The organism is Erwinia sp. S38 (assembly GCF_016624545.1).
GTDB lineage: Bacteria > Pseudomonadota > Gammaproteobacteria > Enterobacterales > Enterobacteriaceae > Erwinia > Erwinia coffeiphila.
In genome coordinates this window covers 20,103-43,102 of the sequence record NZ_JACVTS010000023.1, presented here as the reverse complement: position 1 = coordinate 43,102, position 23,000 = coordinate 20,103, and the positions used below count along the sequence as shown (strand labels likewise).

25 protein-coding genes are annotated in these 23,000 nt (G+C 52.0%); 13 read left to right on the top strand and 12 right to left on the bottom strand.

The features are described from left to right. Window positions 1-337 precede the first annotated feature (337 nt). Entirely contained in the window at window positions 338-547 is a 210-nt protein-coding gene (gene cspE / locus IBT46_RS21530) for a transcription antiterminator/RNA stability regulator CspE (RefSeq protein ID WP_004156612.1), read from the bottom strand. Window positions 548-697: 150 nt separating this feature from the next. Next, entirely contained in the window at window positions 698-1,267 is a 570-nt protein-coding gene (gene pagP / locus IBT46_RS21525) for a lipid IV(A) palmitoyltransferase PagP (protein WP_200547357.1), read from the bottom strand. A gap of 531 nt (window positions 1,268-1,798) precedes the next feature. On the opposite strand from pagP, the gene IBT46_RS21520 reads away from it, so the two are divergent. The 6 genes from IBT46_RS21520 (at window position 1,799) to IBT46_RS21495 (ending at window position 5,853) form a co-directional block, all read left to right on the top strand. Next, the gene (locus tag IBT46_RS21520; RefSeq protein ID WP_200547356.1) at window positions 1,799-2,011 is read left to right on the top strand and encodes a hypothetical protein; all 213 of its coding nucleotides are present in this window, start codon (window positions 1,799-1,801) and stop codon (window positions 2,009-2,011) included. A gap of 306 nt (window positions 2,012-2,317) precedes the next feature. Beyond that, complete coding sequence (locus IBT46_RS21515) at window positions 2,318-3,037, top strand: MtnX-like HAD-IB family phosphatase (protein WP_200547355.1); 720 nt, start codon at window positions 2,318-2,320, stop codon at window positions 3,035-3,037. Beyond that, window positions 3,034-3,879: a carboxylesterase gene (locus tag IBT46_RS21510; RefSeq protein ID WP_200547354.1), complete on the top strand. Its 846-nt coding sequence runs from the start codon at window positions 3,034-3,036 to the stop codon at window positions 3,877-3,879. The genes IBT46_RS21515 and IBT46_RS21510 overlap by 4 nt, the downstream gene beginning before the upstream one ends. Beyond that, on the top strand, window positions 3,876-4,232 hold the full coding sequence (locus IBT46_RS21505; protein ID WP_200547353.1) for an EamA family transporter: 357 nt from the start codon (window positions 3,876-3,878) through the stop codon (window positions 4,230-4,232). The genes IBT46_RS21510 and IBT46_RS21505 overlap by 4 nt, the downstream gene beginning before the upstream one ends. Beyond that, window positions 4,232-4,633, top strand: coding sequence for a multidrug efflux SMR transporter (locus tag IBT46_RS21500; RefSeq protein WP_200547352.1), 402 nt, complete (start codon window positions 4,232-4,234; stop codon window positions 4,631-4,633). The genes IBT46_RS21505 and IBT46_RS21500 overlap by 1 nt, the downstream gene beginning before the upstream one ends. Then, window positions 4,630-5,853: a DegT/DnrJ/EryC1/StrS family aminotransferase gene (locus IBT46_RS21495; protein ID WP_200547351.1), complete on the top strand. Its 1,224-nt coding sequence runs from the start codon at window positions 4,630-4,632 to the stop codon at window positions 5,851-5,853. The genes IBT46_RS21500 and IBT46_RS21495 overlap by 4 nt, the downstream gene beginning before the upstream one ends. Here IBT46_RS21495 and IBT46_RS21490 read toward each other — a convergent pair. The 8 genes from IBT46_RS21490 to ltnD all read right to left on the bottom strand — a co-directional run bounded on the left by IBT46_RS21490 (window position 5,842) and on the right by ltnD (window position 14,695). Further along, window positions 5,842-6,738 (bottom strand): hypothetical protein, encoded by an 897-nt coding sequence (locus IBT46_RS21490; RefSeq protein WP_200547350.1) that lies wholly within the window; start codon window positions 6,736-6,738, stop codon window positions 5,842-5,844. The genes IBT46_RS21495 and IBT46_RS21490 overlap by 12 nt on opposite strands. Further along, entirely contained in the window at window positions 6,714-7,805 is a 1,092-nt protein-coding gene (locus tag IBT46_RS21485; protein WP_200547349.1) for a GNAT family N-acetyltransferase, read from the bottom strand. The genes IBT46_RS21490 and IBT46_RS21485 overlap by 25 nt, the downstream gene beginning before the upstream one ends. After that, window positions 7,795-9,177 (bottom strand): aspartate aminotransferase family protein, encoded by a 1,383-nt coding sequence (locus IBT46_RS21480; protein WP_200547348.1) that lies wholly within the window; start codon window positions 9,175-9,177, stop codon window positions 7,795-7,797. The genes IBT46_RS21485 and IBT46_RS21480 overlap by 11 nt, the downstream gene beginning before the upstream one ends. Window positions 9,178-9,620: 443 nt before the next feature. Beyond that, on the bottom strand, window positions 9,621-10,976 hold the full coding sequence (locus IBT46_RS21475) for a GntP family transporter (protein ID WP_105591017.1): 1,356 nt from the start codon (window positions 10,974-10,976) through the stop codon (window positions 9,621-9,623). A 141-nt stretch (window positions 10,977-11,117) separates the two neighbouring features. Then, window positions 11,118-11,894: an HPr family phosphocarrier protein gene (locus IBT46_RS21470; protein WP_200547347.1), complete on the bottom strand. Its 777-nt coding sequence runs from the start codon at window positions 11,892-11,894 to the stop codon at window positions 11,118-11,120. 4 nt (window positions 11,895-11,898) lie between these two features. Next, a complete protein-coding gene (locus IBT46_RS21465) occupies window positions 11,899-12,522 on the bottom strand; it encodes an aldolase (protein ID WP_200547346.1) in 624 nt (207 codons plus the stop codon). Next, window positions 12,519-13,781: a 3-oxo-tetronate kinase gene (gene otnK, locus IBT46_RS21460; protein WP_234480237.1), complete on the bottom strand. Its 1,263-nt coding sequence runs from the start codon at window positions 13,779-13,781 to the stop codon at window positions 12,519-12,521. Before otnK ends, IBT46_RS21465 begins: the two co-directional genes overlap by 4 nt. Beyond that, on the bottom strand, window positions 13,781-14,695 hold the full coding sequence (gene ltnD / locus IBT46_RS21455) for an L-threonate dehydrogenase (protein ID WP_200547345.1): 915 nt from the start codon (window positions 14,693-14,695) through the stop codon (window positions 13,781-13,783). Before ltnD ends, otnK begins: the two co-directional genes overlap by 1 nt. Before the next feature lie 319 nt (window positions 14,696-15,014). Here ltnD and ygbI point away from each other — a divergent pair, with 319 nt between their 5' ends. From ygbI to IBT46_RS21440, 3 genes are all read left to right on the top strand, one after another. Beyond that, window positions 15,015-15,776, top strand: a complete 762-nt coding sequence (gene ygbI, locus IBT46_RS21450) for a DNA-binding transcriptional repressor YgbI (protein WP_200547344.1) — start codon at window positions 15,015-15,017, stop codon at window positions 15,774-15,776. Between the two features lie 298 nt (window positions 15,777-16,074). Next, window positions 16,075-16,320 (top strand): hypothetical protein, encoded by a 246-nt coding sequence (locus tag IBT46_RS21445; protein ID WP_200547343.1) that lies wholly within the window; start codon window positions 16,075-16,077, stop codon window positions 16,318-16,320. Window positions 16,321-16,651: 331 nt separating this feature from the next. Beyond that, the gene (locus IBT46_RS21440; protein ID WP_200547342.1) at window positions 16,652-17,722 is read left to right on the top strand and encodes a malate/lactate/ureidoglycolate dehydrogenase; all 1,071 of its coding nucleotides are present in this window, start codon (window positions 16,652-16,654) and stop codon (window positions 17,720-17,722) included. A gap of 44 nt (window positions 17,723-17,766) precedes the next feature. On the opposite strand, the gene IBT46_RS21435 is transcribed toward IBT46_RS21440, so the two are convergent. Continuing rightward, a complete protein-coding gene (locus IBT46_RS21435) occupies window positions 17,767-18,393 on the bottom strand; it encodes a LysE family translocator (RefSeq protein WP_200547341.1) in 627 nt (208 codons plus the stop codon). Window positions 18,394-19,151: 758 nt separating this feature from the next. Here IBT46_RS21435 and IBT46_RS21430 point away from each other — a divergent pair. From IBT46_RS21430 to IBT46_RS21420, 3 genes are all read left to right on the top strand, one after another. Next, entirely contained in the window at window positions 19,152-20,576 is a 1,425-nt protein-coding gene (locus IBT46_RS21430) for a cytochrome ubiquinol oxidase subunit I (protein WP_105591008.1), read from the top strand. A gap of 1 nt (window position 20,577) precedes the next feature. Beyond that, the gene (gene cydB, locus IBT46_RS21425; protein ID WP_105591007.1) at window positions 20,578-21,585 is read left to right on the top strand and encodes a cytochrome d ubiquinol oxidase subunit II; all 1,008 of its coding nucleotides are present in this window, start codon (window positions 20,578-20,580) and stop codon (window positions 21,583-21,585) included. A gap of 154 nt (window positions 21,586-21,739) precedes the next feature. Next, window positions 21,740-21,994 carry a CsbD family protein gene (locus IBT46_RS21420; RefSeq protein ID WP_105591006.1) on the top strand — a complete coding sequence of 85 codons (255 nt, stop codon included), beginning with the start codon at window positions 21,740-21,742 and terminating at the stop codon, window positions 21,992-21,994. A gap of 60 nt (window positions 21,995-22,054) precedes the next feature. Here IBT46_RS21420 and IBT46_RS21415 read toward each other — a convergent pair whose 3' ends face one another. After that, a complete protein-coding gene (locus IBT46_RS21415; protein WP_105591005.1) occupies window positions 22,055-22,312 on the bottom strand; it encodes a hypothetical protein in 258 nt (85 codons plus the stop codon). Between the two features lie 228 nt (window positions 22,313-22,540). Between IBT46_RS21415 and IBT46_RS21410 the strand changes: the two genes are divergently transcribed. Then, on the top strand, window positions 22,541-22,927 hold the full coding sequence (locus IBT46_RS21410) for a carbohydrate porin (RefSeq protein ID WP_200547340.1): 387 nt from the start codon (window positions 22,541-22,543) through the stop codon (window positions 22,925-22,927). Window positions 22,928-23,000 lie beyond the last annotated feature (73 nt).

The window sequence follows — 23,000 nt, the reverse complement described above, 5'->3', positions numbered from 1 at the left end:
AGTGAAACGGATGGGATTTGTCAGCCGCCAGGGCGACCGATTAATGTTTCCTTAATAATCTTTCGGCAGACTCAGCTCATCCCACTGTAAGAGGCACTCAAGATGAACTGGCTTCCCCGCACCCCGATTGAAAGCCTTGCTATGCTACTGGCCTGTTCAGCAACAGTGGCCTGGCTGCTGCTGTTTTTCTCACATTAGCGCACTGCGGTCCGGCTTATCATCCCTGCGCCGGGCCACCGTTATCACGCTCAGAACGCCGGTTTTATTTCAAACCCCGATCTTCAGGCGAAAAAAAACCCGCCTCACGAGGCGGGTTTTAAAAATTCTGTCTGATAACTTAAATAGCGGCAACGTTAGCAGCAGATGGGCCTTTGGCACCGTTGGTGATTTCGAACTCTACGCGCTGACCTTCAGCCAGAGTTTTGAAACCATTGCTCTGGATGGCAGAGAAGTGTACGAACACGTCTTTGCTACCATCTTCAGGAGTAATGAAACCGAATCCCTTGGACTCATTAAACCACTTAACGCTACCTTTGATCTTAGACATCTATATTACCTTTACATGAAAAATGGACACTAAACTGTGTCGGTATCTAGTACAGCAATTGCGAAGGCTTTTGTCCAGTAGACAATGATGAAAAAGTGATAAATATCGCCTTTTTTTAACATCACTCATTTTTTTCGCACTTTTCTTCCGTTAAAACTGCCAACGTAGCCAGGCAAAATAAACATTACCGTTATTGTAGGTACCCGGAATATAGGTCATCTGAAATGACGCCGGGCCATAACCTACTGATGCAAGAGGTAATACCACTGGGATAGGAATATAATTCCAGTTATCGCGCATCGTCACCCCTGCGGTGAACCCTGCGCCCAGATGGAAGTTATCATCGGCCAGCGGTCGCCATGTTTTTTCCCACCCGTAACCCCCTATAGGCTCCCACTTGTTATAGGAATCTTTGAATGCCATCACATACAGACCATTCCAGTTACCCTTTTCGTTATAGTGGCTAACGCCGAATCCCGCACCCCATGGGCGCTCGTTATAACGATCGGTTTTATCTTTGTCATAGGTCCAGCGGTTATGCCAGGTGATAGCGGGAATGTAGAGGTCTACGGTCTGCGGATCGTTCCATGTCTGACTGAGGTTATCAGTTAAAGATTGCCATCCTTCCGCTACCGCATCGTTCAACTTAGAGGCCTGTGCGCCCGCTGAAAGAAAACCACTCAGCAGCAGTAAAAAAAGATATTTCTTCAGGCTTGTCATAATAATTCTCACTTCTCCCCGGGAATGATTAAGAATCAACTTCCTGTAAGGGCCCAAAATTTTGGCCCGTCCAACATTAGACTAATAATGTTAATTATAGCGTTTCCACTTAAAGACACCATTAACTCCTGTTTTTTCTCTATATTATGCAGGCAGGATACTTCACTAAAATTAGAACATGTTGATATAAATGAAAAAAAACATAGCCACCTTTCTTATTCCGGTTCAAAAAACCAACAGTTTCGAGTCGACCCTGACGGAAAGCAGCGCTTTATGAACCCTTGTTAATCTCGTTCAACCATATTTACTGCCAAAGTGAACAAAATTTACGCTAAATCATATAAATCATGATTAATTTACTAATCGATCGAAGAAAAAAGATCAATAAACATACCAATATCCCAATAAGAACTTTAAAATCAATTGCTTAGCTAAATAAGATCCCATAAAAAACTAATTAATCTTATTTATGGATATCCATCTGAAATTTGATAAGATAATTCTTATCCATCAGAAGACAGGGAGGCTGTAGTGATTAAAATGTTAAGGTGTGGACAATGTGGCAGTACAAAATTCTTCTTTACCGTAGGCAACAGCAGCGGTGGGCATCACGGCGCGATTTGCGCCTGCTGTCGTAAACAGCTAAACAGCCAGGATACTGGTGCCGGTTTATCCATCCTTTCCAGAGCCTTATCCACAGCACTTGCCAAAAAAGCTCTTAATCAAGCTTTAAACAAACAGTAATCCTCCCCACTGATGCCCGACCTCATGAGGTTTAAACGCGCCTGAGAACGCGATGCCAATAGAATTAACGGGATAATTTGCATTTTGTCACAGCTTGAAAATATCATTCAGAACTTATAATTATTTTTGTGAATTAAAATACAATTCGTGCCTTTTAAAGGGGGGTTGCATGCTGAATGGTTTATGTGACAACCCCGTTTATGTCTTATTTACCCTGCTTATTATAGACTGCCTCCGTTAATTAATTGATCATTCTCTATATCTGTTCAACACCGTACTTATCAAATCAACCGTCGGACGCTATATATGAAAAAGCAGGGATTATCCGGCATTATCACGCGCACGGATTCACACTGGATTATTGTTTGTGATTTTGATGGCACAATTAGTTGTGCTGATGTCACTGATACATTAATGGAAAAACTGGGTCATCCTGACTGGCAATTATTGGAGAAACGCTGGATAAATGCTGAAATAGGCTCCAGAGAGTGTCTGAGTGGGCAAATATCATTACTTGATGCTTCTCGCCATCAGATAGATGCCTGCCTGGATCAAATCAAAATCGATTCTGAGTTTTGCCGGTTTGCCCGATGGGCGAAAGCTGAGGCGATACCGCTTTATGTCGTCAGTGATGGTCTTGATTATGCGATCGAACATATCTTACGCAACAACAATATTGCTGGTCTGCCGGTGATTGCTAACCATCTTGAACAGGTTAGCGACCGGGGCTGGCGCATCAGCTTTCCGCATTTTTCCCCTGACTGCCAATATGCAAGTGGCACCTGCAAATGCCGGGTGGCGAAAATGTTAAATTACGACGAATTTATCACCATAGGCGACGGGCGATCCGATTTTTGCGTGGCCTCCATAGCGGATCATGTACTGGCCAAAAAAAGTTTGCTGACTCATTGCCAGAAGACAGGAATTCCACATACACCATTTAACAGTTTTCGAGAAGCACGCACCTGCCTTGAACGACTGGTTGCAAAAGAATCACTGCTGATCTCATCTCAGGAGATCTCATGATCGCAAAGCACGACTATTTGCTGCCTGCCGGGCGGATCGGCGTGCTACTGATCCATGGGCTCACGGGAACCCCTGTTGAAATGCGTGGCGTGGCTCGTGAATTTCATCGCGCGGGATATACCGTCTATGCCCTGCAGCTTGCCGGGCACTGTGGCAGCGTTGAAGACCTGATAGCTACCCGTTGGCAGGACTGGTATCAAAGCGTGATCGACGGCGCAGACATACTGCGCAAACAGGTTGATACGCTTTTCGTTTGTGGTCTCTCTATGGGAGCGGTTCTGGCATTAAAGTATACCGCGTCTCACCCCAAAGAAGTCGCAGGTGTACTGGCCTATAGCGTGACGTTTCGCTACGACGGGTGGAGCATTCCGCCGCTCTCACGCTTTGCCGCGCCCTGGCTACTTCCGCTGGCTGGAATGCTAAATGTGGGTCGCCACAAAATGTTTAATGAAGAACCGCCTTACGGTATTCAAAACGAAGTCCTGAGAAAAAAAATCGCCGACAAAATGCAAGGTGGTAATAGCGCTGAAGCCGGTTTGCCGGGTAATCCATGGCCTTCACTCAACGAATTTTTACTGCTATCGCGAAACGTCCGCCGCAAGTTACGCCATATTCACACCCCCTGCCTGCTGTTGCATGCCAGCAACGATGATATTTCTCATCGCCGTAATGCAGAACTGGTGCGTGATACCGTCAGTGGTCCGGTGGAAATGGTACTGCTCCCCAATAGCTATCATATGATTACCATCGATAACGATCGGCAGGAGTTATTTCAACGTTCGATTGCATTCATTCGCCGCTATAGCGTTAACACGGCGCTTACGCTGAGTGATGTACTATGAGCCACCTCACCCTGATATTGTGGTTACTGAATATACTTGTCGACAGCCTGGGCCAGCTCTCATTTAAAGCGGCAGCCAGCGGCAGCGTGCACTATGAAGGGCTGCAACAGTGGCGATTTATGCTGCGACGGCCGTGGCTTTGGCTGGGTATGGCGTGTTATATCCTGGAGTTTTTACTGTGGCTGGCCTTCCTCACGCTTGTTCCTCTCTCTGTCGGCATGCTCCTTGGCTCAACCAGCATTGTCACCATTATGCTCGCCGGGCGCATCTGGTTTAAAGAATCGCTGACCCGCTGGCGGGTAATCGGTATTTTGTTGATTTCTCTGGGCGTAGCGATAATAGGAATTAATTGATGAAACGTTTCTACATTGTTGGTTTCCTCGCACTGATGATTTTCGACACGCTGGCTCAGATCAGTTTTAAAGCAGCGGCTATCCATGCATTTCCACTCACTATGGATTCCGCGTGGCTTTCTCGCGTATTCAGCCATCCGTGGATTTATGGCGCATTTGTAGGCTATGCCGGTGCCTTTTTCACCTGGATGACGCTGCTGAAATACGCCCCCATTGGGCCAGCCTTTGCCGCATCCCACCTTGAAATTATCAGCGTCACTTTGTTATCGGTATGGCTATTCGATGACAGCCTGACACTTATAAAAATAGTCGGTGGATTGCTGATCCTCGCCGGAATACTCTTCCTGGCAATAGGTGAAATTGCCCATGTTAAGGCTGAAGCGGAACAGCAGGCACAATGAGCCGTTCTTTTTTTCGACGCCAGCTGCCGCCAACCGCCGGATTGCCGCTGCTCTGGCGCGACTTACGCCCACCTCGCGCTGATTTTTCAGATCGACTGGCGCAGGAACTGGGTATTCCTCCTCCGCTGTTAACCTGCTCAGGTACTGCTGCACTGATTATTGCCCTGCGCACCTTACAGCGGCGCCAGCCCAATCGACATCGTATTATTGTCCCCGCCTGGACCTGCCCGCTGGTAGCGCTCGCTGCATATTATTGCCCTCCGCTCAAAATCGTCCCCTGTGATATGGAGTACGGTGGCATTAATTTCGACAGGGAGCGGTTGGCGCAGCTGTGTGATTCGCAAACGCTGGCTATCGTAGTCACTCACTATGCTGGCCGGGTGGCCGATACGGCTGCCGTGATTCAAATCGCGGCTGCCCACGACACGGCGGTCATTGAAGATGCAGCACAATCAATGGGCGCAAAAAATGCCGGCGAAAGCGTCGGCCTGGCGGGAGACATTGGCTTTTTCAGTCTGGCGATGGGAAAAGGGTTAACGACGGCAGAGGGAGGAGTGCTGTTCAGCCGCTCTACTGACTTGCAAAAAGAGATGGAACGGCAGATCGCCCACGATTTACCCTGGCGCGCGGGCTGGGAGCTGCGCCGTATCATCGAACTCTGGGGCTATCGGCTGATGTATCATCCTGACAGGCTGGACTGGGTTTATGGCCGGCAGCTTCGCAGTGCGTTAAACCGTGGCGATGCGGTTACCGCCGTTGGCGATGATTTCACCGTAGACGATATCCCTTTGCACACTCTGGGCCACTATCGTCAGCGAGTCGCCGCCTCGGCTTTGACTCGATTTTCAGCCTGGCAACAGCAAAACAGCCTGCGGGCGAAGAGCAGACTCGCCGAGCTCAGGCAGCTTGCTGGCGTAACGGTCCTGCAGGATGGACCGCACCAACAGGGAGTGTGGCCATTTTTTCTGCTGCTGATGCCTGACCGAGCCTCCCGCGATCGTGCGATGCAGCACCTTTGGACAGCCGGATTAGGCGTGACCCGGCTGTTTATTCATACATTACTCGGCTATCCCGCCGTTATGCCATTATGTCTGCCCTCCCCCATACCCAATGCGGAAGACTTTGCTGCTCGCTCACTGAGCATCAGCAACAGCCACTGGGTTGAAGACGATGATTTTGCACAGATTGTTTCCGTGCTGCGCGCGGCATTAACCGCCTGAAGCTCGCTGTACAAAAGTCAGCAGCCGTTGATTAAGACGGTTTTGAGAACGCTGCCATTCAGCAGCTTCACTGGCCGATATCAACTGCTGGCCATCACCGGCGCTTAACCAGCGTTTGAGGCGGCTGTGATACTCACATGATGAGACTTCTCCGGTGATGTCCATTCCAACCAGCCGATTGGCACAGGCCTGAATCAGTAATTCCAGATGTTTTAGCTCAAAACATCCCTGATCCCAGTTGGTTTGTACCACCTGCTTGCTTAGAACATCTTTATCCAGTGACAGATAAACCGGATCGTCGCTTAGTTGACGTAAAAATGCCGACAGTAAATTATCCGGATTATCAAAACGGTGGTTACACTTTCCTGCACCCAGCCAGTTCAGCCACCGGGTATCCACGCCGATGCTCCAGTAGTGCAGCTTCTTAGATAACAGAGGGCGCAGATGATTTTCCCAGGCGTGACTCAGACCAACATCGGATGAACAGATACCCAGCACGTGTATTTGACTAATCTGCGGCAAACGACTGGCATGATAAACCCAGGAGCCACAGTGGATGCCGAAAGGATAGAGCATATTATCCGGATGGTTATCGCAGATAATCAGCTGCACCGGGCGGTCCGCTGGCAGACGCTGTAACAGCAAATAGCTGAGATGGTGGTAGTCCCCACTTCCGGTGAAAACGCAGCCATAGCGCTCGGGCAACAGATCCCGACTGGCGGCCATTAGCTTTATCCAGTCGCCCCAGCTGGCCCCAAAGCGGACCCGCTGCTGCCAGTCCGACAGCGGCAGTACTGTTGCCCGATCCAGTCCGGCCACCGAACCATCGAAATCCAGCACCAGTGGCCGATCTTCTGCCGTCAGCCAGGGGGAGGATCGGACCACTTTTTATCCCCCTCCAGATAGTGACGGAAATAGCGCACCGCTGCCCGCAGGAGCGGATTTCGCACGCGCACCAGATGCCGGGTGAAGGTAAAGCTGGCACCGAGGCTGGCTTTGACTTCCGGGTCGGTCCAGCCCGCAACGTATTCCTGCAATCCCTGCTCGATGGCGTACTCCAGATTGACAAACCAGCTGACAAAATAGAGGTTAAATTTCAGCGCCAGTGAATAATCGAAGCCAATATACTTATCCACCAGCCGGCCCTGAAACTGATAGCAAAGGTTGAAACCGACCAGCCGATCTTCGTGCCAGTAGCAGAACAGTTTTCCGGCACTGTGCCGGTCCAGCAGCAAATGGTCAAAGAACGCGGCGCTAAGCAAATCAAAATGCACCTCACTCTGCTGCCACACCGAAAGATAGAACTGATAGAGCTGAGCACGCCAGTGGGGATCTTCCAGGCGTTCTTCACCACAGTGAATCACCTCAATACGAAGCTCATCACGGCTGCGAAGCTTGCGGCGAAGATTACGACGCCGGCTACGGGACATGCGCGCCAGAAACTCATCGGTACTGGTAAAATTAATTGGAACAACCGCCAGCGCCTGCCCTTCCACACAAATGTAACCTTGCGCTTCCGCCGCCGCTATCAGGCGGCGACTGTAGTCGTTATCCGCTGCTGACAGCAGCGGCGAGGCAATGGGAAGATCTTTAATAATGGTCAGAGAATGCTTATTACCGCAGTGGTTTTCAATCCATCCCAGCAACGCAGCCGGCTCCTGCTGACGTGGCAGGCAGGCATATTCGCTGGTCGTTGCCCCAATAAAACAGGTATCCAGCGTGAGCCACTTCCGCCAGCCCGGGAAACCGGGCCAGCGGGCTAACCGCTGGCGCAGCGCGGGCTCAACGGTCGTTAACAGATCGAACCGGGTGGTAAATATCGGCAGGCCGTTTTCGGCAATCCGCACGTTAAATCCTTCAGGCGGATGGAGTGCAAACGCCGAAATAAGCCCCGCCGGTTCCAACTGATTGACGTACCCGTCTTTCATCATATGCAGAGGATTACCGCTCACGTTTTGCCCGAACCAGTAGTTGATCCAGCAGCACGATAGCCTGATCGATTTCAGCGCGACTGATCTCCAGGGATGGTGCAAAGGTGATCACGTTTTTATAGTATCCCCCCACATCCAGAACCAGTCCGGTTTTCTGCCCCTGATACTCCAGCGTACCGGAAAGGCCAATATCCACCATTTTATCGAGCAGTGCTTTATCAGGCGTGAATCCATCAGGTCCGCAGAGTTCCGCACGCAGTGCCAGACCAAGACCGTCAACGTCACCAATCTCTTTATGCTGGCTCTGTAGCGATTTCAGTCCTTCAAGGAAATAGGCTCCGCTCTCCATAACCTGACGTTCATAATCTTTCTCTGCCAGCATATGCATCACTTCCAGACCAACGGCGGTGCCCAACGGGTTCGAGGCAAACGTCGAGTGGGTGGAACCTACCGGGAAGGTGGTCGGATTAATCATCTCTTCACGCGCCCAGATGCCCGCCAGTGGATTAAGCCCGTTAGTCAGCGCTTTACCAAACACCAGCACATCCGGAGTAATGCCAAAGTGTTCAATCGACCACAGCTTGCCGGTACGATAGAAGCCCATCTGGATTTCATCCACCACCAGCAGAATGCCGTGCTGATCGAGCACCTTTTTCAGCGCGGGATAGAAGTTACGCGGTGGAATGACGTAGCCGCCGGTGCCCTGCACGGGTTCGATATAAAAAGCGGCGAATTCTGCCTGCTGCGCTTTAGGGTCCCACAGGCCGTGGTACTCGTTTTCAAACAGGCGGGCAAAATCGGCCACCAGTTTTTCCGCATATTCTTCAGGCGTCATGCCTTTTTGACGGCGGAACGGATACGGGAATGGAATAAACTGAGCGCGTTCGCCAAAGTGACCAAAGCGACGGCGATAGCGATAGCTGGAGGTAATGGATGATGCACCCAGCGTACGACCGTGATAGCCACCTTCAAAGGCAAACATCCGGCTTTTACCGTTGCAGAAATTTCGTACCAGCTTCAGGGAATCATCAACGGACTGCGAACCGCCCACGTTAAAGTGTACTCTTCCCGGCAGGCCGAACTTACGTTCCATATCCTGAGCAATAATTTTTGACAGCTCGATTTTGGTGGGATGCAGATACTGGCTGGCCAACTGTGGCAGCCGATCGATCTGGCTTTTTAACGCATTATCGAGCCGGGCGTTAGCGTAGCCAAAATTAACCGCTGAATACCACATTTGCAGATCGAGATAGGGAGTATCTTCCGCGTCAAACAGAAAGCTTCCCTGACAGCGGTCAAATATTTTCGGGGGGTTAACGTAATGAACCGTATCGCCATACGAACAATACTTCGCTTCATCCTGCAACAGCTGCTCTTCATTAGTCGTCATCATATCTCCTTGGCACTTTACTCCATATAAGTTCTGCGAGTATATCCTGCAAAAAAAATATTTCAGCGCATGCAGAGGGTATGTTGACGTTTAGTTGAAAATAAAAATTACGATATTTATTCAGAAATAAATCATCGATATTTACAGCAGAAAAAACAAAACAAGTTACATTTTAAAAAACTAAAAGCACTTTTAGCCAGGATTGCATTTTAATTCCGACCACGCGCTAAATATAGCGCGTAGCCGGAATAGAGGCAGGAATAAAAATTAAAAAATAAGTTTAAAGACACCGGTAATCGTTAACAGACCGACGATAAAAATAATTGCGATGACCCAGAGAATAATTTTCATTCTTCGTCTCCTTCAGAGGAAAAAGCCACAGGACTCATCAGTAAGTCCCTGTGGCTTAAGTATAGAAGAAGATTACCGCTTCGCAGATTTGCGCGTCACAGCACCGCCGACAGCAGCCACACCAGCACAAAACCGGTCAGGCCCATTGCGGTCGTTAACACCGTCCAGGTTTTCAAGCCGTCGGCAACCGACAGGCCTAAATAGCGGGTCACAACCCAGAAACCGGCGTCATTGACGTGGGAAAGCCCCAGCCCGCCAAAACAGGCCGACAGCGTCACCAGCACCAGCTGCATATCGCTCAGCCCCGTCACCGCCTGGGTTAATAACCCGCTGGTGGTCAGAATCGCCACGGTGGCCGACCCCTGCGAGGCACGCAGCGCCAGCGAGAGCAGGAACGCAGCCGGGATCAGCGGCAGATTAATCGTCTCCAGCGACAGTGCCAGCGCTTTACCTACGCCGGATTCAACCAGTACCTTACCGAATGCGCCACCGGCACCGGCCACCAGAATTACCCCCGCCGAACTGGGAATCGCGCGATCCAGCAGATCGCTCAGTTTGTCGCGGCTCCAGCCGCGGCGCAGCCCCAGTAGCCAGGCGGAGAGCGCCAACGCAATCAGCAGCGCAATAGCCGGCGTTCCCACCAGCGTTAACACCTGACGAATGACATTGCCTTCAGGCAGGACGCTGTGTGCCAGGGTGCCCACCACAATCAGCACGATAGGTACGACGATCAGTGAGGAAATCAGCCAGGCGCCGGGAGCCTGCTCATCTTTCGCGCTCTGGCTGCCTTCCGGCTTAGCCAGCTGTAACTGTTCCAGCACGCTGACCGACAGCTGATACTGACGGCGGTTCATCGCTTTCGCGACGAAATAGCCCACCACGCCAACGGGAATGGAAACGGCGATACCCAGCAACATCAGCCAGCCCATATCGCTGCCTAACAGCCCCGCCGCTGCCGCCGCACCGGGATGGGTTGGCAGCGCCACGTGCACTGTCAGCATGACACCGGCCATCGGCAGACCATATTTCAACGGTGAAACGCGGGCCACCTTAGTAAAGCCATAGATAAGCGGAATAACGATAATAAAGCCAACTTCAAAGAACACCGGAATGCCGAGAATAAAGGCCGCCATGGTCAGCGCCGCAACGGTACGCTTAATTCCCAGCGCCTGGGTAAAGCGCTGGGCCAGGGATTCTGCGCCACCGGAGCATTCAATAATCGCCCCCAGCATTGCACCCAGCACAATAATAATGGTTATCGATCCCAGCAGGCCGCCCATTCCGGCGGAAATGACCTTCATAATATTATCGGCGGGAATACCGGTGGCGATGGCGACCAGCAGGCTAACCACCAGCAAGGCGACAAAGGGATGTACTTTAGCTTTGATGACCAGCAGCAGCAAAATCAGCACGCTGGCAACGGCAATGGTTAATAACAGGGCGGTAGACATAAAAAGCCTCAATAATTATTTTATTTCAGTACTTTAGAGCACTGTTAGCAGCAGCTTTTTCCCTGGCATTTAGCCAGATTCAGGCAACAGAAACCCGACGCTGCGCAGAATTTGCGCAGCGTGGTGAGTCATAACGTCAGATTATTTCCAGGCGTCGAACCAGCCCAGACCTTCCAGAGTGGTAGTACGTGGGAAATATTCGCAGCCGATCCAGCCCTGATAACCGCTGCGATCAATCAGATCGAACAGCCACGGATAGTTCAGCTCGCCTTCATCCGGCTCATGGCGATCGGGCGCAGAGGCAATCTGAATGTGTTGGTACTGACCGACGTAATCGGCGATCAGATGGCTCAGGTTGCCATCCACCAGCTGTGCGTGGAACAGATCGAGCTGGGTGAAAACATTGGGCCTGTCGACGCGCTTAACGATGTCCAGGGTCTGATACTGGCTGGAGTAGAGATAGTTCAGCTTGGTTTTCGGGTTCAGCGCCTCAAGCAGCACGCGAATACCGTGTGGCGCAAAGCGGTCAGCCGCATAGCGTACGTTGTCGATAAAGGTTTGGCACCAGGCTTCGCGGTCGGCACCCGGCGGCACCACCGACGCCATCACGTGGACCTGGCGGCAGTTCAGCGCCAGCGCATACTCCAGCGCACGATCGATATCGCGACGGGCATCGTCTTCGCGCCCCGGGATAGCGCAAACGCCCCACTCTCCCGCCGCCGCATTTCCCGGTGCGGTATTGAACAATACCAGCTCCAGGTTATTACGCGTCAGCGCCTCTTTGAGTACCGCCGCGTCGTAATCGTAAGGGAATAAAAATTCAACGCCTTTAAAGCCAGCCTTTGCCGCCGCATCAAAGCGCTCAAGGAAAGGCAGTTCGTTAAACAGGGTAGACAGATTAGCAGCAAACTTAGGCATGTCTTCAGCTCCGTAATTCAGCCACTTCGTCATCGGTCAGATAACGAATAGGGCGATCGCCCAGGGTAAATATCAGTCGGGCAGTCTCTTCCAGTTCTTCGGTATTATCCGCCGCCTCACGCAGCGTTTTCCCCACCACCACCGGTCCGTGATTCGCCAGCAGGAATGCCCGGTAGTTCGGCGCCAGCTTCGCCAGATCCTCACCGAGACGAGGATCGCCCGGACGATAATAAGGAACAACCGGCACATCGCCAACGCGCATCACAACATACGGCGTGAAAGGGCGAATGCAGTTTTTGCTGTCCAGCCCTTCCAGGCAGGAAAGTGCGGTCAGATACAGGCAGTGCAGATGCACGATGGCACCGCACTCCGGGTTGTTCTGATAGATCGCACGGTGGAAGCTGATCTCTTTCGAGGGTTTATCGCCACCGATCCACTCTCCTTCCGGAGTGACCTTCGACAGTCGTTCGGCCACCAGCTCACCAAGGCAGGAGCCTGTCGGCGTCGCCAGCAGCGTGCCGTCCTCCAGGCGCATCGATAAATTCCCTGCCGAACCGGTGGCATATCCGCGCTGGAAAAATGAGGCCCCCAGTCGGACCATTTCTTCTCGTGCCTGCTGTTCAGTCATACTACGAACTCCGTTTGCGCCCGGGCAAAAAAGTTTTCATCACCGAAATTACCGGATTTCAGCGCAAGGGACACCGGCTGCGTGACCGATCTGACCCACGGAACCCCGGGGGAAATCACCGGACCGATGTGGAAAGCATCAATGTTCAGCGTCTGCGCCACCACGCCCGAGGTTTCGCCTCCGGCAACGATAAAGCGCTGCCAGCCCCGCCGTTGCAGTTCACGTACTACGCTGGCAAACAGCTGCTCAACGGCCTCGCTGCTCTGCTGTGCACCGTACTGCTGCTGAATCCGCTGCAACGTTTCCGGTTCAGAAGTGGCAAACAGCATCGGCGCCAGCGGCTCATCACCATGCTTCGCCACCCAGTCGCACAGCTCGTGTGCATAGGCCTCGCGCTGTTGCAGCGCGCGTTCCACATCAACTGCCTGCGAGGACGCCTGTTGACGGTAGCGGGAAACCTGACGGTTGGTCATCGTCGAACAGGAACCGGAGATGACCACCGCCCGTCCACCCTGCGGTTTACCCGCTGCCTGCGCCTGTTCGCGATCCCAGCCGCTGGTTGCCCACTGCCGCGCCAGACCAATTGCCAGCCCGGAACCGCCGGTCACCAGCTTCATCTCACGCAGCGCTTCCCCCTGAGTCAGCAGATGCTGTTCATTAAGCGCATCCAGTACCACATAACGCACGCCCGCTGCCGCCAGTTCGGCCAGCTCTGCCCGTACCGCCTCAGCACCGCGATCCAGCGTCTGGCTGGCGATCAGCCCGGCTTTACCCGCTGCCTGTGCTTCCATCAGCCGCAGCAGATTGCTGTCGGTCATTGGCGTAACCGGATGATGGCGCATACCTGAATCGGACAGCAGCTGGTTCATCACGAACAAATGCCCTTGATAGACGGTACGGCCATTCACCGGCAGCGACGGCGAAATCACCGTCTGCGTTTCACCCAGCGCGGCCAGCAACGCATCGGTGACCGGGCCAATATTCCCTTTCGCGGTGCTGTCAAAGGTCGAGCAGTATTTAAAATAGAACCGTTCACAACCCTGCTGTTGCAGCCAGGCCAATGCCGCAAGGGAATCCTCAACGGCTTTTTCCGCCGCGCAGGAACGCGACTTCAGGCTAACCACAATCGCTTCGGCATCCAGCTGGCGCTCGTCCTGCGGCACACCGTTAACCTGCACCGTTGACATACCGTTCTGCACCAGAAAACTGGCAATATCGGTAGCACCGGTAAAATCATCAGCAATCACACCCAGGCGCATTATTTCTGCTCCTTTTTTTCCGGCAGCGTAATGCCGCTAAAGATCTTGATCACCGCGCTGTCGTCTTCGCGGCCGTAGCCTGCGTTGCTGGCGGAGGTGAACATGTTGAACGCCGTTGAGGCCAGCGGCAGCGGAAAGTGCAGTGCTTTCGCCGTATCAGCGACCAGACCGAGATCCTTCACGAAAATATCGACGGCGGATTTCGGCGAATAATCACCGTCAACAACGTGGCGCATGCGGTTTTCAAACATCCATGAATTTCCCGCCGCGTTCGTCACCACGTCGTACATGGTATCCAGCGGGATACCCGCACGTGCCGCCAGCGCCATCGCTTCTGCTCCGGCCGCAATATGCACCCCGGCCAGCAGCTGATGAATAATCTTCACCGTCGAGCCAAGACCGATTTCACTGCCAATGCGATACACCTTGCCCGCCACCGCGTCCAGCACCGGCTGCAGGCGCTCGAAGGCAGCATCGCTGCCGGAAGCCATCACCGTCATTTCGCCCGCCGCGGCTTTCACCGCGCCACCGGAAACCGGCGCATCCAGCATGATCAGTTGGTGCTGCGCCAGCTGCTGTTCAATGCTCTGCGCATCGGCGGAAGAAATCGTCGAGGAAACCATCACGACGGCCCCCGGCTTCAAGCGTGAAGCCAGGCCATTTTCACCAAACAGAATGGCCTTAACCTGAGCGGCATTGACCACCAGCAGCAGCACCGCATCCAACTGGTCGGCGAAATCATCCGCACGGCTCTCTGCCGCCTGTGCGCCGCTATCGCGCAGGGTTTGCAATGCCTGTGGATTGAGATCCACGCCCCAGGTCCGCAGGCCTGCCTTAATACAGGATTGCGCCGCGCCCATGCCCATAGAACCGAGGCCAACGACACAAACCGACATTGATGCTGCGTTTGACATACGCTCTCCGTGTTAATTTTGGTGATAATTTGTTTTCTTGTGTGAAGTATAGGCGTTTTAAACCGCAAACTTGGTGATGCTCATCACAATAATTAACAATAAGGACAACAAGGTTCACATAGATTAACAGTGGAAAAAGAATATTTATGAAAATAAAATCATCATTATTCAGTAGGATAGGTGAATTCACTGGCTGAAAAGCTGTGACGGAAAATCTTCGGCGTGATAAATTGGTAAAAATTGTGGTGTTGTATCGCTGAGCCGATGACATTTTTCAACACCGTTTGCAGGTTACGCCGCTTATTCGCAAGGAGAGTTCATGATACCCGTTGAACGCCATCAACAAATTTTATCGCTGGTGCAGGAACGTGGCGTAGTCAGTATTGCCGAACTGACCGAACGACTGGCGGTCTCCCATATGACGATTCGCCGCGATCTGCAAAAGCTGGAAGAACAGGGAGCGGTAATGTTGGTTTCCGGTGGTGTGCGTTCTACGGAGCGATTATCCAGTGAGCCTTCGCATCTGGATAAAACCAGTATGTTCAGCCAGGAAAAACAAGCCATCGGCGCTGCGGCAGCCCAGCATATTCCCCGTAACAGCTGCCTCTATCTGGACGCAGGCACCACCACGCTGGCGCTTGCCCGCGAACTCAGCGTTCGTGATGATCTGCTGATCGTCACCAACGATTTCGCCATTGCCAATTTTCTGATTGATGGCAGCCAGTGCAGGATGATCCACACCGGCGGCACCCTGTGTCGCGATAACCGATCCAGCGTTGGAGAAGCCGCCGCTCAGGCCCTGCGCGGACTGTCCATTGACATCGCTTTTATCTCGGCATCCTGCTGGGGCACGCGCGGAATCTTCACGCCGGATGAGGAAAAAATTGCCGTTAAGCGTGCTGCCAGCGAAGTAAGCCGTAAACGGGTACTGCTGGCCGACAGTTCAAAATACAATAAAATTGCCACTTTTCTGGCACTACCGCTCGAACAGTTTGATGGCATAATCACCGATCCACATCTTTCGGCGTCCGCCAGTCGTGAGCTGGCAGCAATGAATATAGATATCACTATTGCGGGTTAAACCCCTGCATCACGGTGTAGTGGCCATGATGTTCACTACACCCGATGCAATTTACCTTTACATAACCATTCATTTATTAGCGATTGCCATCACAAACTGTCATTTTGCTCGGAACATCCTCTCCGGATGCGGCGCTTTATAGCTAAACTTATGAAGTCATCTTTCTTAAGGACTCACTTGTTACCAACTTCACCCTGACCGTTATACCCACTCTGTTCAAGCTCATTAAAGGGAACGGATTGTCCGGCAACTATCAAACCGGGTGCTTGAAAGAGGCAGGGTATACAAGGAGATCCCTATGAGCACAATCAATACCAGCATGGGCCGTTACAGCCTGACAGCCAAAGATGCGGGAAACCATATCAAAGGTTCGATTGCTATCAATGATGAAGGCGGCACGCAACTCACCTGCCAGGAGTTTAAAGAGCACTACTTGGATGATGTTGTAAATAATGTGATTTATCCCGTCACCGGAGGTAACCGGCAAATAACGCAGGCGCTCCGTGACGAAATGATCAAGGCCGGTTTTTATCAGCCTCACTAACTAAAGTGTAAACTTCAGACGTCAGTGAAACGGCTTTCGTAACGGAATTTGTTCAGCTGTTTCCGTAATCGATTTATAAGATCGATATCAACTAATCGATCTATATAACCAATTATATTTTATACAGAATTTGTGCGACCATGCCCCTGTACCACCCAATGGTAAAGTCGAGAAATAGCTTTATTTGCCCACGTTTCGTGGGCTTTTTTTATAAAAACGCTACGCTCCCCAGTCACAAGACGGATAGGATATGGTCAATTGTATACTGCGATACTCATCGCAGCAGGCCAATAAAACCCCGTCACCCGACGGCTAAACATGGAGCGTAACGATGGACGAAATTCGTATTCACCCCGCTAAACTGCACCAGATGGTTAACAGCCTGTGGCAGCATGCTGGCAGTAGCGAGTCTGAAGCAAGAAAAATTGCCGATCATCTTGTTGCCGCCAATCTTGCCGGCCATGATTCCCACGGCGTGGGCATGATCCCTACCTATATGACCTCCCGCGCGTTAGGAAATTTGCAACAAAATTGTGAACTGCGGATCGTCAAGGATACCGGGGCCGTGTTAACGGTTGATGGCCAACAGGGATTTGGCCAGGTGATGGCCGCTGAAGCGATGGAATTGGCCATTGGCCGTACCCGCGAGCTGGGCATGTGCGCCATCGCTCTGCGTAATTCTCACCATATCGGCCGTATTGGTCACTGGGCCGAGATGTGCGCCAGCGCCGGATTTATCTCGTTCCACTTTGTCAACGTCGTTGGCGATCCGCTCGTCGCTCCTTTTAACGGCAGCGACCGCCGGTTTGGCACTAACCCGTTCTGCGCCGTTTTTCCGCGCCCCGGCCAGCCGCCGCTGCTGTTGGACTTCGCCACCAGCGGCATTGCCTACGGTAAAACCCGCGTGGCGTGGAATAAGCGCGCAACGGTTGCCGAGGGGAACCTGATTGACAACCACGGCCAGCCAACCTGCGATCCCGCCGTGATGCATGAAACGCCTTACGGCTCTCTGCTGGCATTCGGCCTGCATAAAGGGTATGCGCTGGCGGTGATGTGTGAAATTCTCGGTGGCGCACTTTCCGGCGGCAAAACCACCCACCAGGATTCGCTGCAAACCTCATCCGCAGCGATTTTCAACTGTATGACCAGTATCGTGTTGGACCCTGCCGCGTTCGATGCACCGGAAATGCAGCAGGAAGCACAACGGTTTATTGACTGGACGAAAGCCTCCCCGCAGGCAGGTGAACACCCGATTAAAGTGCCCGGTGAATGGGAAGAAGAACAGCGCGCCGAACGTCAGCAGCACGGTATTCCGATTGATGCCAACAGCTGGCAGCAGCTGTGTCAGTCAGCACGTGAAGCCGGAATGCCGGAAACCGAGCTGGCAGGTTACCAGCCCTGATCATCGGCAAAAGCGGCGGAGCTTATGCAGCCGCCGCTGGACGCTCAGCGTGAGAACAGCAGCTTAATTCCCGCCGCCGTGAAGAACAGCGCAAACACGCCTTCAATTCCGCGACGGCATTTCTGGTAGCCCCGGCTCATCATCTGAGTAGAAAACAGCAGCGCGTAGCTGCCAAACACTAAGATGCCCAGCAGCGCGCAGCCACAGACAATCAGCGGCAGCAGCAGCGGTGAAGCGCCAGCATGAATCCCCAGAGACATAATGGCTGTCCACACCAGTATCGCCTTCGGATTGCTGAGGTGCAGCAGTAAACCACGCCGATACAGCGCGCGGTAAGAGACTGGCATCGTTACGGCTGCGTTCGGCTGGTTTGGCTTGCTGTGTGCTGCGCTGCGGGCCGCCTTAAACGCCAGCCAAAGCAGGTAGATTCCGCCGACGATCTTAATCACCGTCACCGCCTGCGCCCACGCCAGCAGCAGCGTCGACAGTCCGGTCGCGACCAGCAGCGCCCAGCACAGCGAACCACTGATCACACCGGCAGCCAGCATCAGAGCAGGGAGTCGCCCCTGGCTCATCGCCACCCCCATAATGGCCATATTGCTGGGGCCCGGGCTGGCCGTTCCCAGTAAGTAGGCCGCATAAACCGGCAACAGCGCCAGCAGAATATCCATCTTCCCTCCCCTGTAAAATGGCCGACGGTGGCCCTGTATCGCTGTTATAGCACGCCGGTCTGCACTGCGGCTAATGCGCATATTCCGCACAGTGAAATCTTGATTTTCGACAATCATCGAACAGATAAATCGCATAAAAATGTAACTAAATATTTCAATATGCGTGTTTTTATGTATTACATTATTAACATTTTCCGGGGAGGTGTTGAAAATAGCAGGATGAGGTAAGGTTCTAAAAATGCAGATAAATTAACAATTTCAATTACACTCTAAAAAAATAACACACAGTTTACATATTTCACTAAACCTTTATATTTTCTGTGGTTATTATATCCATACTGTTCCACAAAATTATATTTATATCCCTCGCAGCTATAAAAAAACGATAAAATGAACGTCGACCTTTCTTCTCAAGAAGAAATTTCCCTCGTATTTCCCCCGAACCGACAGAGACAAAAAACCCTTATTCATCATAATTATACATTTCATTCACATCCAATCATCATTTAACCAGTATGCTTTAACATTTTCCGCCAGCGATTTAACCTCACCGCGAAACACTTCAACGTAATAATGATTGCTGTTATAGCCGCGATCAATATTACTGTTACTACTCCTTCACCTGATTTGGTCTTAGGATCAAACCGTAGTCGATGAGAATCCCGCAATTATCCACCTTCACTTTTCCATAATGTAGTCTATTTGTTAATTGTGGGTAAAAAAATAAAAGGCAGTATTATGTTAGATCGAGGTAAGCAATGTTCGGATTAGATGCGTATCACCTGGCAAGGATACAGTTTGGCTTTACCGTAGCCTTTCACATCCTTTTCCCCGCTATCACCATCGGGCTGGCCAGTTTCCTTGCGGTACTGGAAGGTCTGTGGCTGAAAAGCAAAAACGAGGTTTATCGCGACCTCTATCATTTCTGGTCAAAAATCTTTGCCGTCAACTTCGGAATGGGCGTGGTATCCGGCCTGGTGATGGCCTATCAGTTCGGTACCAACTGGGCTGGATTCTCGCAGTTTGCCGGCAGTATCACCGGCCCGCTGCTGACCTATGAAGTCCTGACCGCATTCTTCCTTGAGGCCGGCTTCCTCGGCGTGATGCTGTTTGGCTGGAACCGCGTCAGCCGTGGACTGCACTTCTTTGCAACCTGCATGGTGGCGCTGGGAACGATTATTTCCACCTTCTGGATACTCGCCTCCAATAGCTGGATGCAAACGCCACAGGGCTACGCGGTGGAAAACGGTATCGTGGTCCCTGCCGACTGGATGGCGATCATCTTCAACCCGTCATTCCCTTACCGACTGCTGCATATGTCCGTTGCGGCTTTCCTGGTGACCGCGTTCTTCGTCGGCGCTTCGGCAGCCTGGCACCTGTTGCGTAAAAACGATACGCCCGCCATTCGCAAAATGCTGTCAATGGCGCTGTGGATGGCGCTGATCGTGTCGCCGATTCAGGCGATGATCGGTGATGCACACGGCCTGAATACGCTTGAACATCAGCCAGCCAAGATTGCCGCGATTGAAGGACACTGGGAAAACCCACCGGGTGAAGCCACACCGCTGATCCTGTTCGGCATCCCGGACATGAAAGAAGAAAGAACCCGCTATGCGCTGGAGATTCCCTACCTCGGCAGCCTGATTCTGACTCACAGCCTCGATAAACAGGTTCCGGCACTGAAGAGTTTCCCGAAAGAAGATCGTCCAAACTCGCTGGTGGTATTCTGGTCATTCCGCGTCATGGTTGGCCTGGGCATGCTGATGATTCTGATGGGGGTTGTCAGCCTGTGGATGCGCCGCGGACAGCGTCTTTACACCTCACGTCCGTTCCTGTGGTTTGTGCTGCTGATGGGGCCATCCGGGCTGATTGCGCTGGTCGCAGGCTGGATTACCACGGAAATGGGGCGCCAGCCGTGGGTCATTTATGGCCTGCTCCGCACCCGCGATGCCGTTTCGCTGCACAGTACGCTGCAGATGGCAATCTCGCTGATCGCTTTTATCCTGGTTTATATCTCCGTGTTCGGCATCGGCTACACCTACCTGGCTAACCTGATCAAAAAAGGTCCACAGGCAGGTGAAGGTGACCATACGCCAGAAGGTGGACCGGGGACTTCGCACACGCCTTCTCGCCCACTGTCGGCGGTGCAGGAAAAACTCAATTCATCGGAAGAGGGAAAATAAGATGGGAATCGATCTCTCCATTATCTGGTTTACCATCATTGTCTTCGCCACCCTGATGTACATCATTATGGATGGCTTCGATCTCGGTATCGGCATCCTGTTCCCGTTCAATAAGGACCCGGTAGAGCGCGACATGATGGTGAATACCGTCGCCCCGGTGTGGGACGGCAACGAAACCTGGCTTATCCTCGGCGGCGCCGCGCTGTTTGGTGCCTTCCCGTTAGCCTACGCGGTGATCACCACTGCACTTGCCGCACCGTTAACGATTATGCTGATCGGCCTGATTTTCCGCGGCGTGGCTTTTGAGTTCCGCTTTAAGGCAACCGAAGAACACCGTCCGTTCTGGGATAAAGCCTTTATCGGCGGCTCGTTTGTTGCCACCTTCAGCCAGGGTGTCGTGCTGGGCGCGGTGATCAACGGTTTCGAAGTCACCAACCGTACCTACAGTGGCCCGGCGCTGGCATGGCTGACGCCGTTTAGCCTGTTTTGCGGAGTAGGTCTGGTTCTGGCCTATGCGCTGCTGGGCAGCACCTGGCTGATTATGAAAACCGAAAATGAACTGCATCGCAAAATGACCGCGCTGACCAAGCCGCTGCTGCTGGCGCTGCTGGTGGTGATTGCCATCGTCAGCGTCTGGACACCGCTACTGCACGAGAACATTATGCACCGCTGGTTCAGCCTGCCTAACCTGTTCTGGTTCCTGCCGGTTCCGGTGCTGGTGCTGGCCGCTGCGTGGGGCCTGCTCAGCGCACTGAAGCGCCATGCGCACTACACGCCGTTCCTGCTGACACTCGCACTGGTGTTCCTTGGCTTTACCGGCCTCGGCATCAGCATCTGGCCAAACATCATCCCACCGTCGATTACCATTTGGGATGCGGCTTCGCCACCGCAGAGCCAGGGCTTTATGCTGGTTGGCGGTCTGCTGATTATTCCGGTGATTCTGGTTTACACCTTCTGGAGCTACTACGTCTTCCGCGGGAAAATTAAGCCGGACGAAGGTTATCACTGATATTTAACATTCAGGGTGGATCAAGCGATCCACCCTTTTTTACATCCGGTTAAACGTAAATTCATATTTTCATACAAATTCCGACACTCATCTGCCCTCAGTGGGCTACGCTTATTATCCCACATGAGGAAATCATGCCATCAAAGGAGGCAGTATGAGTCTGTTTGATAAAGCGAACGATAAAGCGGAAGAAGCTCTCGGCAAAGGCCAGGAAGAATTTGGCAAAGCCGTCGACTCTCCTGAGCATGAATTTAAGGGGAAAGTCCGCCAGCAGGCGGCAAAGGCATCCTACGCCATAGATGATGCGCTGGACTGTGTGAAAACCAAGACCAAAGACTCTCCGCTGGTTTCACTGGCGATTGCAGCCGGGGTCGGTTTCCTGGCGGCTAAAATTTTCGGCCGCAGATAGTTAACCCGTTAAAATCGCGAAACTATTAACGAAAAAACGCCCGCGAACGGGCGTTTATTTTCAGGCTTCAGCGTGATGCTGCATCGCCCACACTTCATGACAGGTCATAATAGCTAAAAGTAACGATAACCCACTTCCTGAGAAATAGAGCCAGCGGGTAAAGGCTACATCACCGGTCATTGATAAAAGTTCGAGAAAATTTTCCAGCATTTCACGCGGGATAATATTGATTTGAATAAATGTAATCAATAAAAAGAATATCAAATAAGATAAGACAAAAGAAAACACACACCATATAGCAAACAGTAGTCTTCTCATAGACTCCCTCCCTGATCAATACTTATCAAAACTCCCTTCAATTGCATTGAGGACATCTTACCTTAACCCTCTACCAGGTGAAAATCAGTTGATGCTGTCTGCCCTCAATATCATAAAAATGTCCTTAAAACGCATTTTTGAGAGAAACCGTCACCGAGGGGCATGGTGGAATGACAACGAGAACAAAAAGGATTTCACCACTGATGGTATCGATAAAGGGGGTCACATATGGAAAGGCTATCATCCTCAAAAAGTTGGCGCTATGCCATGTTTTCCAGCACTGCCGCACTGGCGATGCTGTTCTTCAGCAGCACGCTTTGCGCAAAACCGTTAACGCTGAATAATATACCCGAACAGCAGACATCATCTGTTTATCCAAATACTAATACTGCTAAACCTCTCGCCAACAGCTTATCCCCCATGCCGGATTATCAGGATCGCAGGCCGGAGCCGCTAATGCACGGCGAAGGGTTTAACTACGATCTTTATTATAACTATCATTTAACGCCCCACGTTATTCTTCATCCTAACTTGCAACAAACAACCAAACCCGGAGCTGTAGAAGACAACTCACGGCTGTTCGTTGGCGGTCTGGGCGCTGAAATTAAGTTTTAAGTTTTACCCGCCGGTTAATTACACTGCTAAACTGGCGGGACTCACGCTATATATTACCTGTCACAGAAATAAA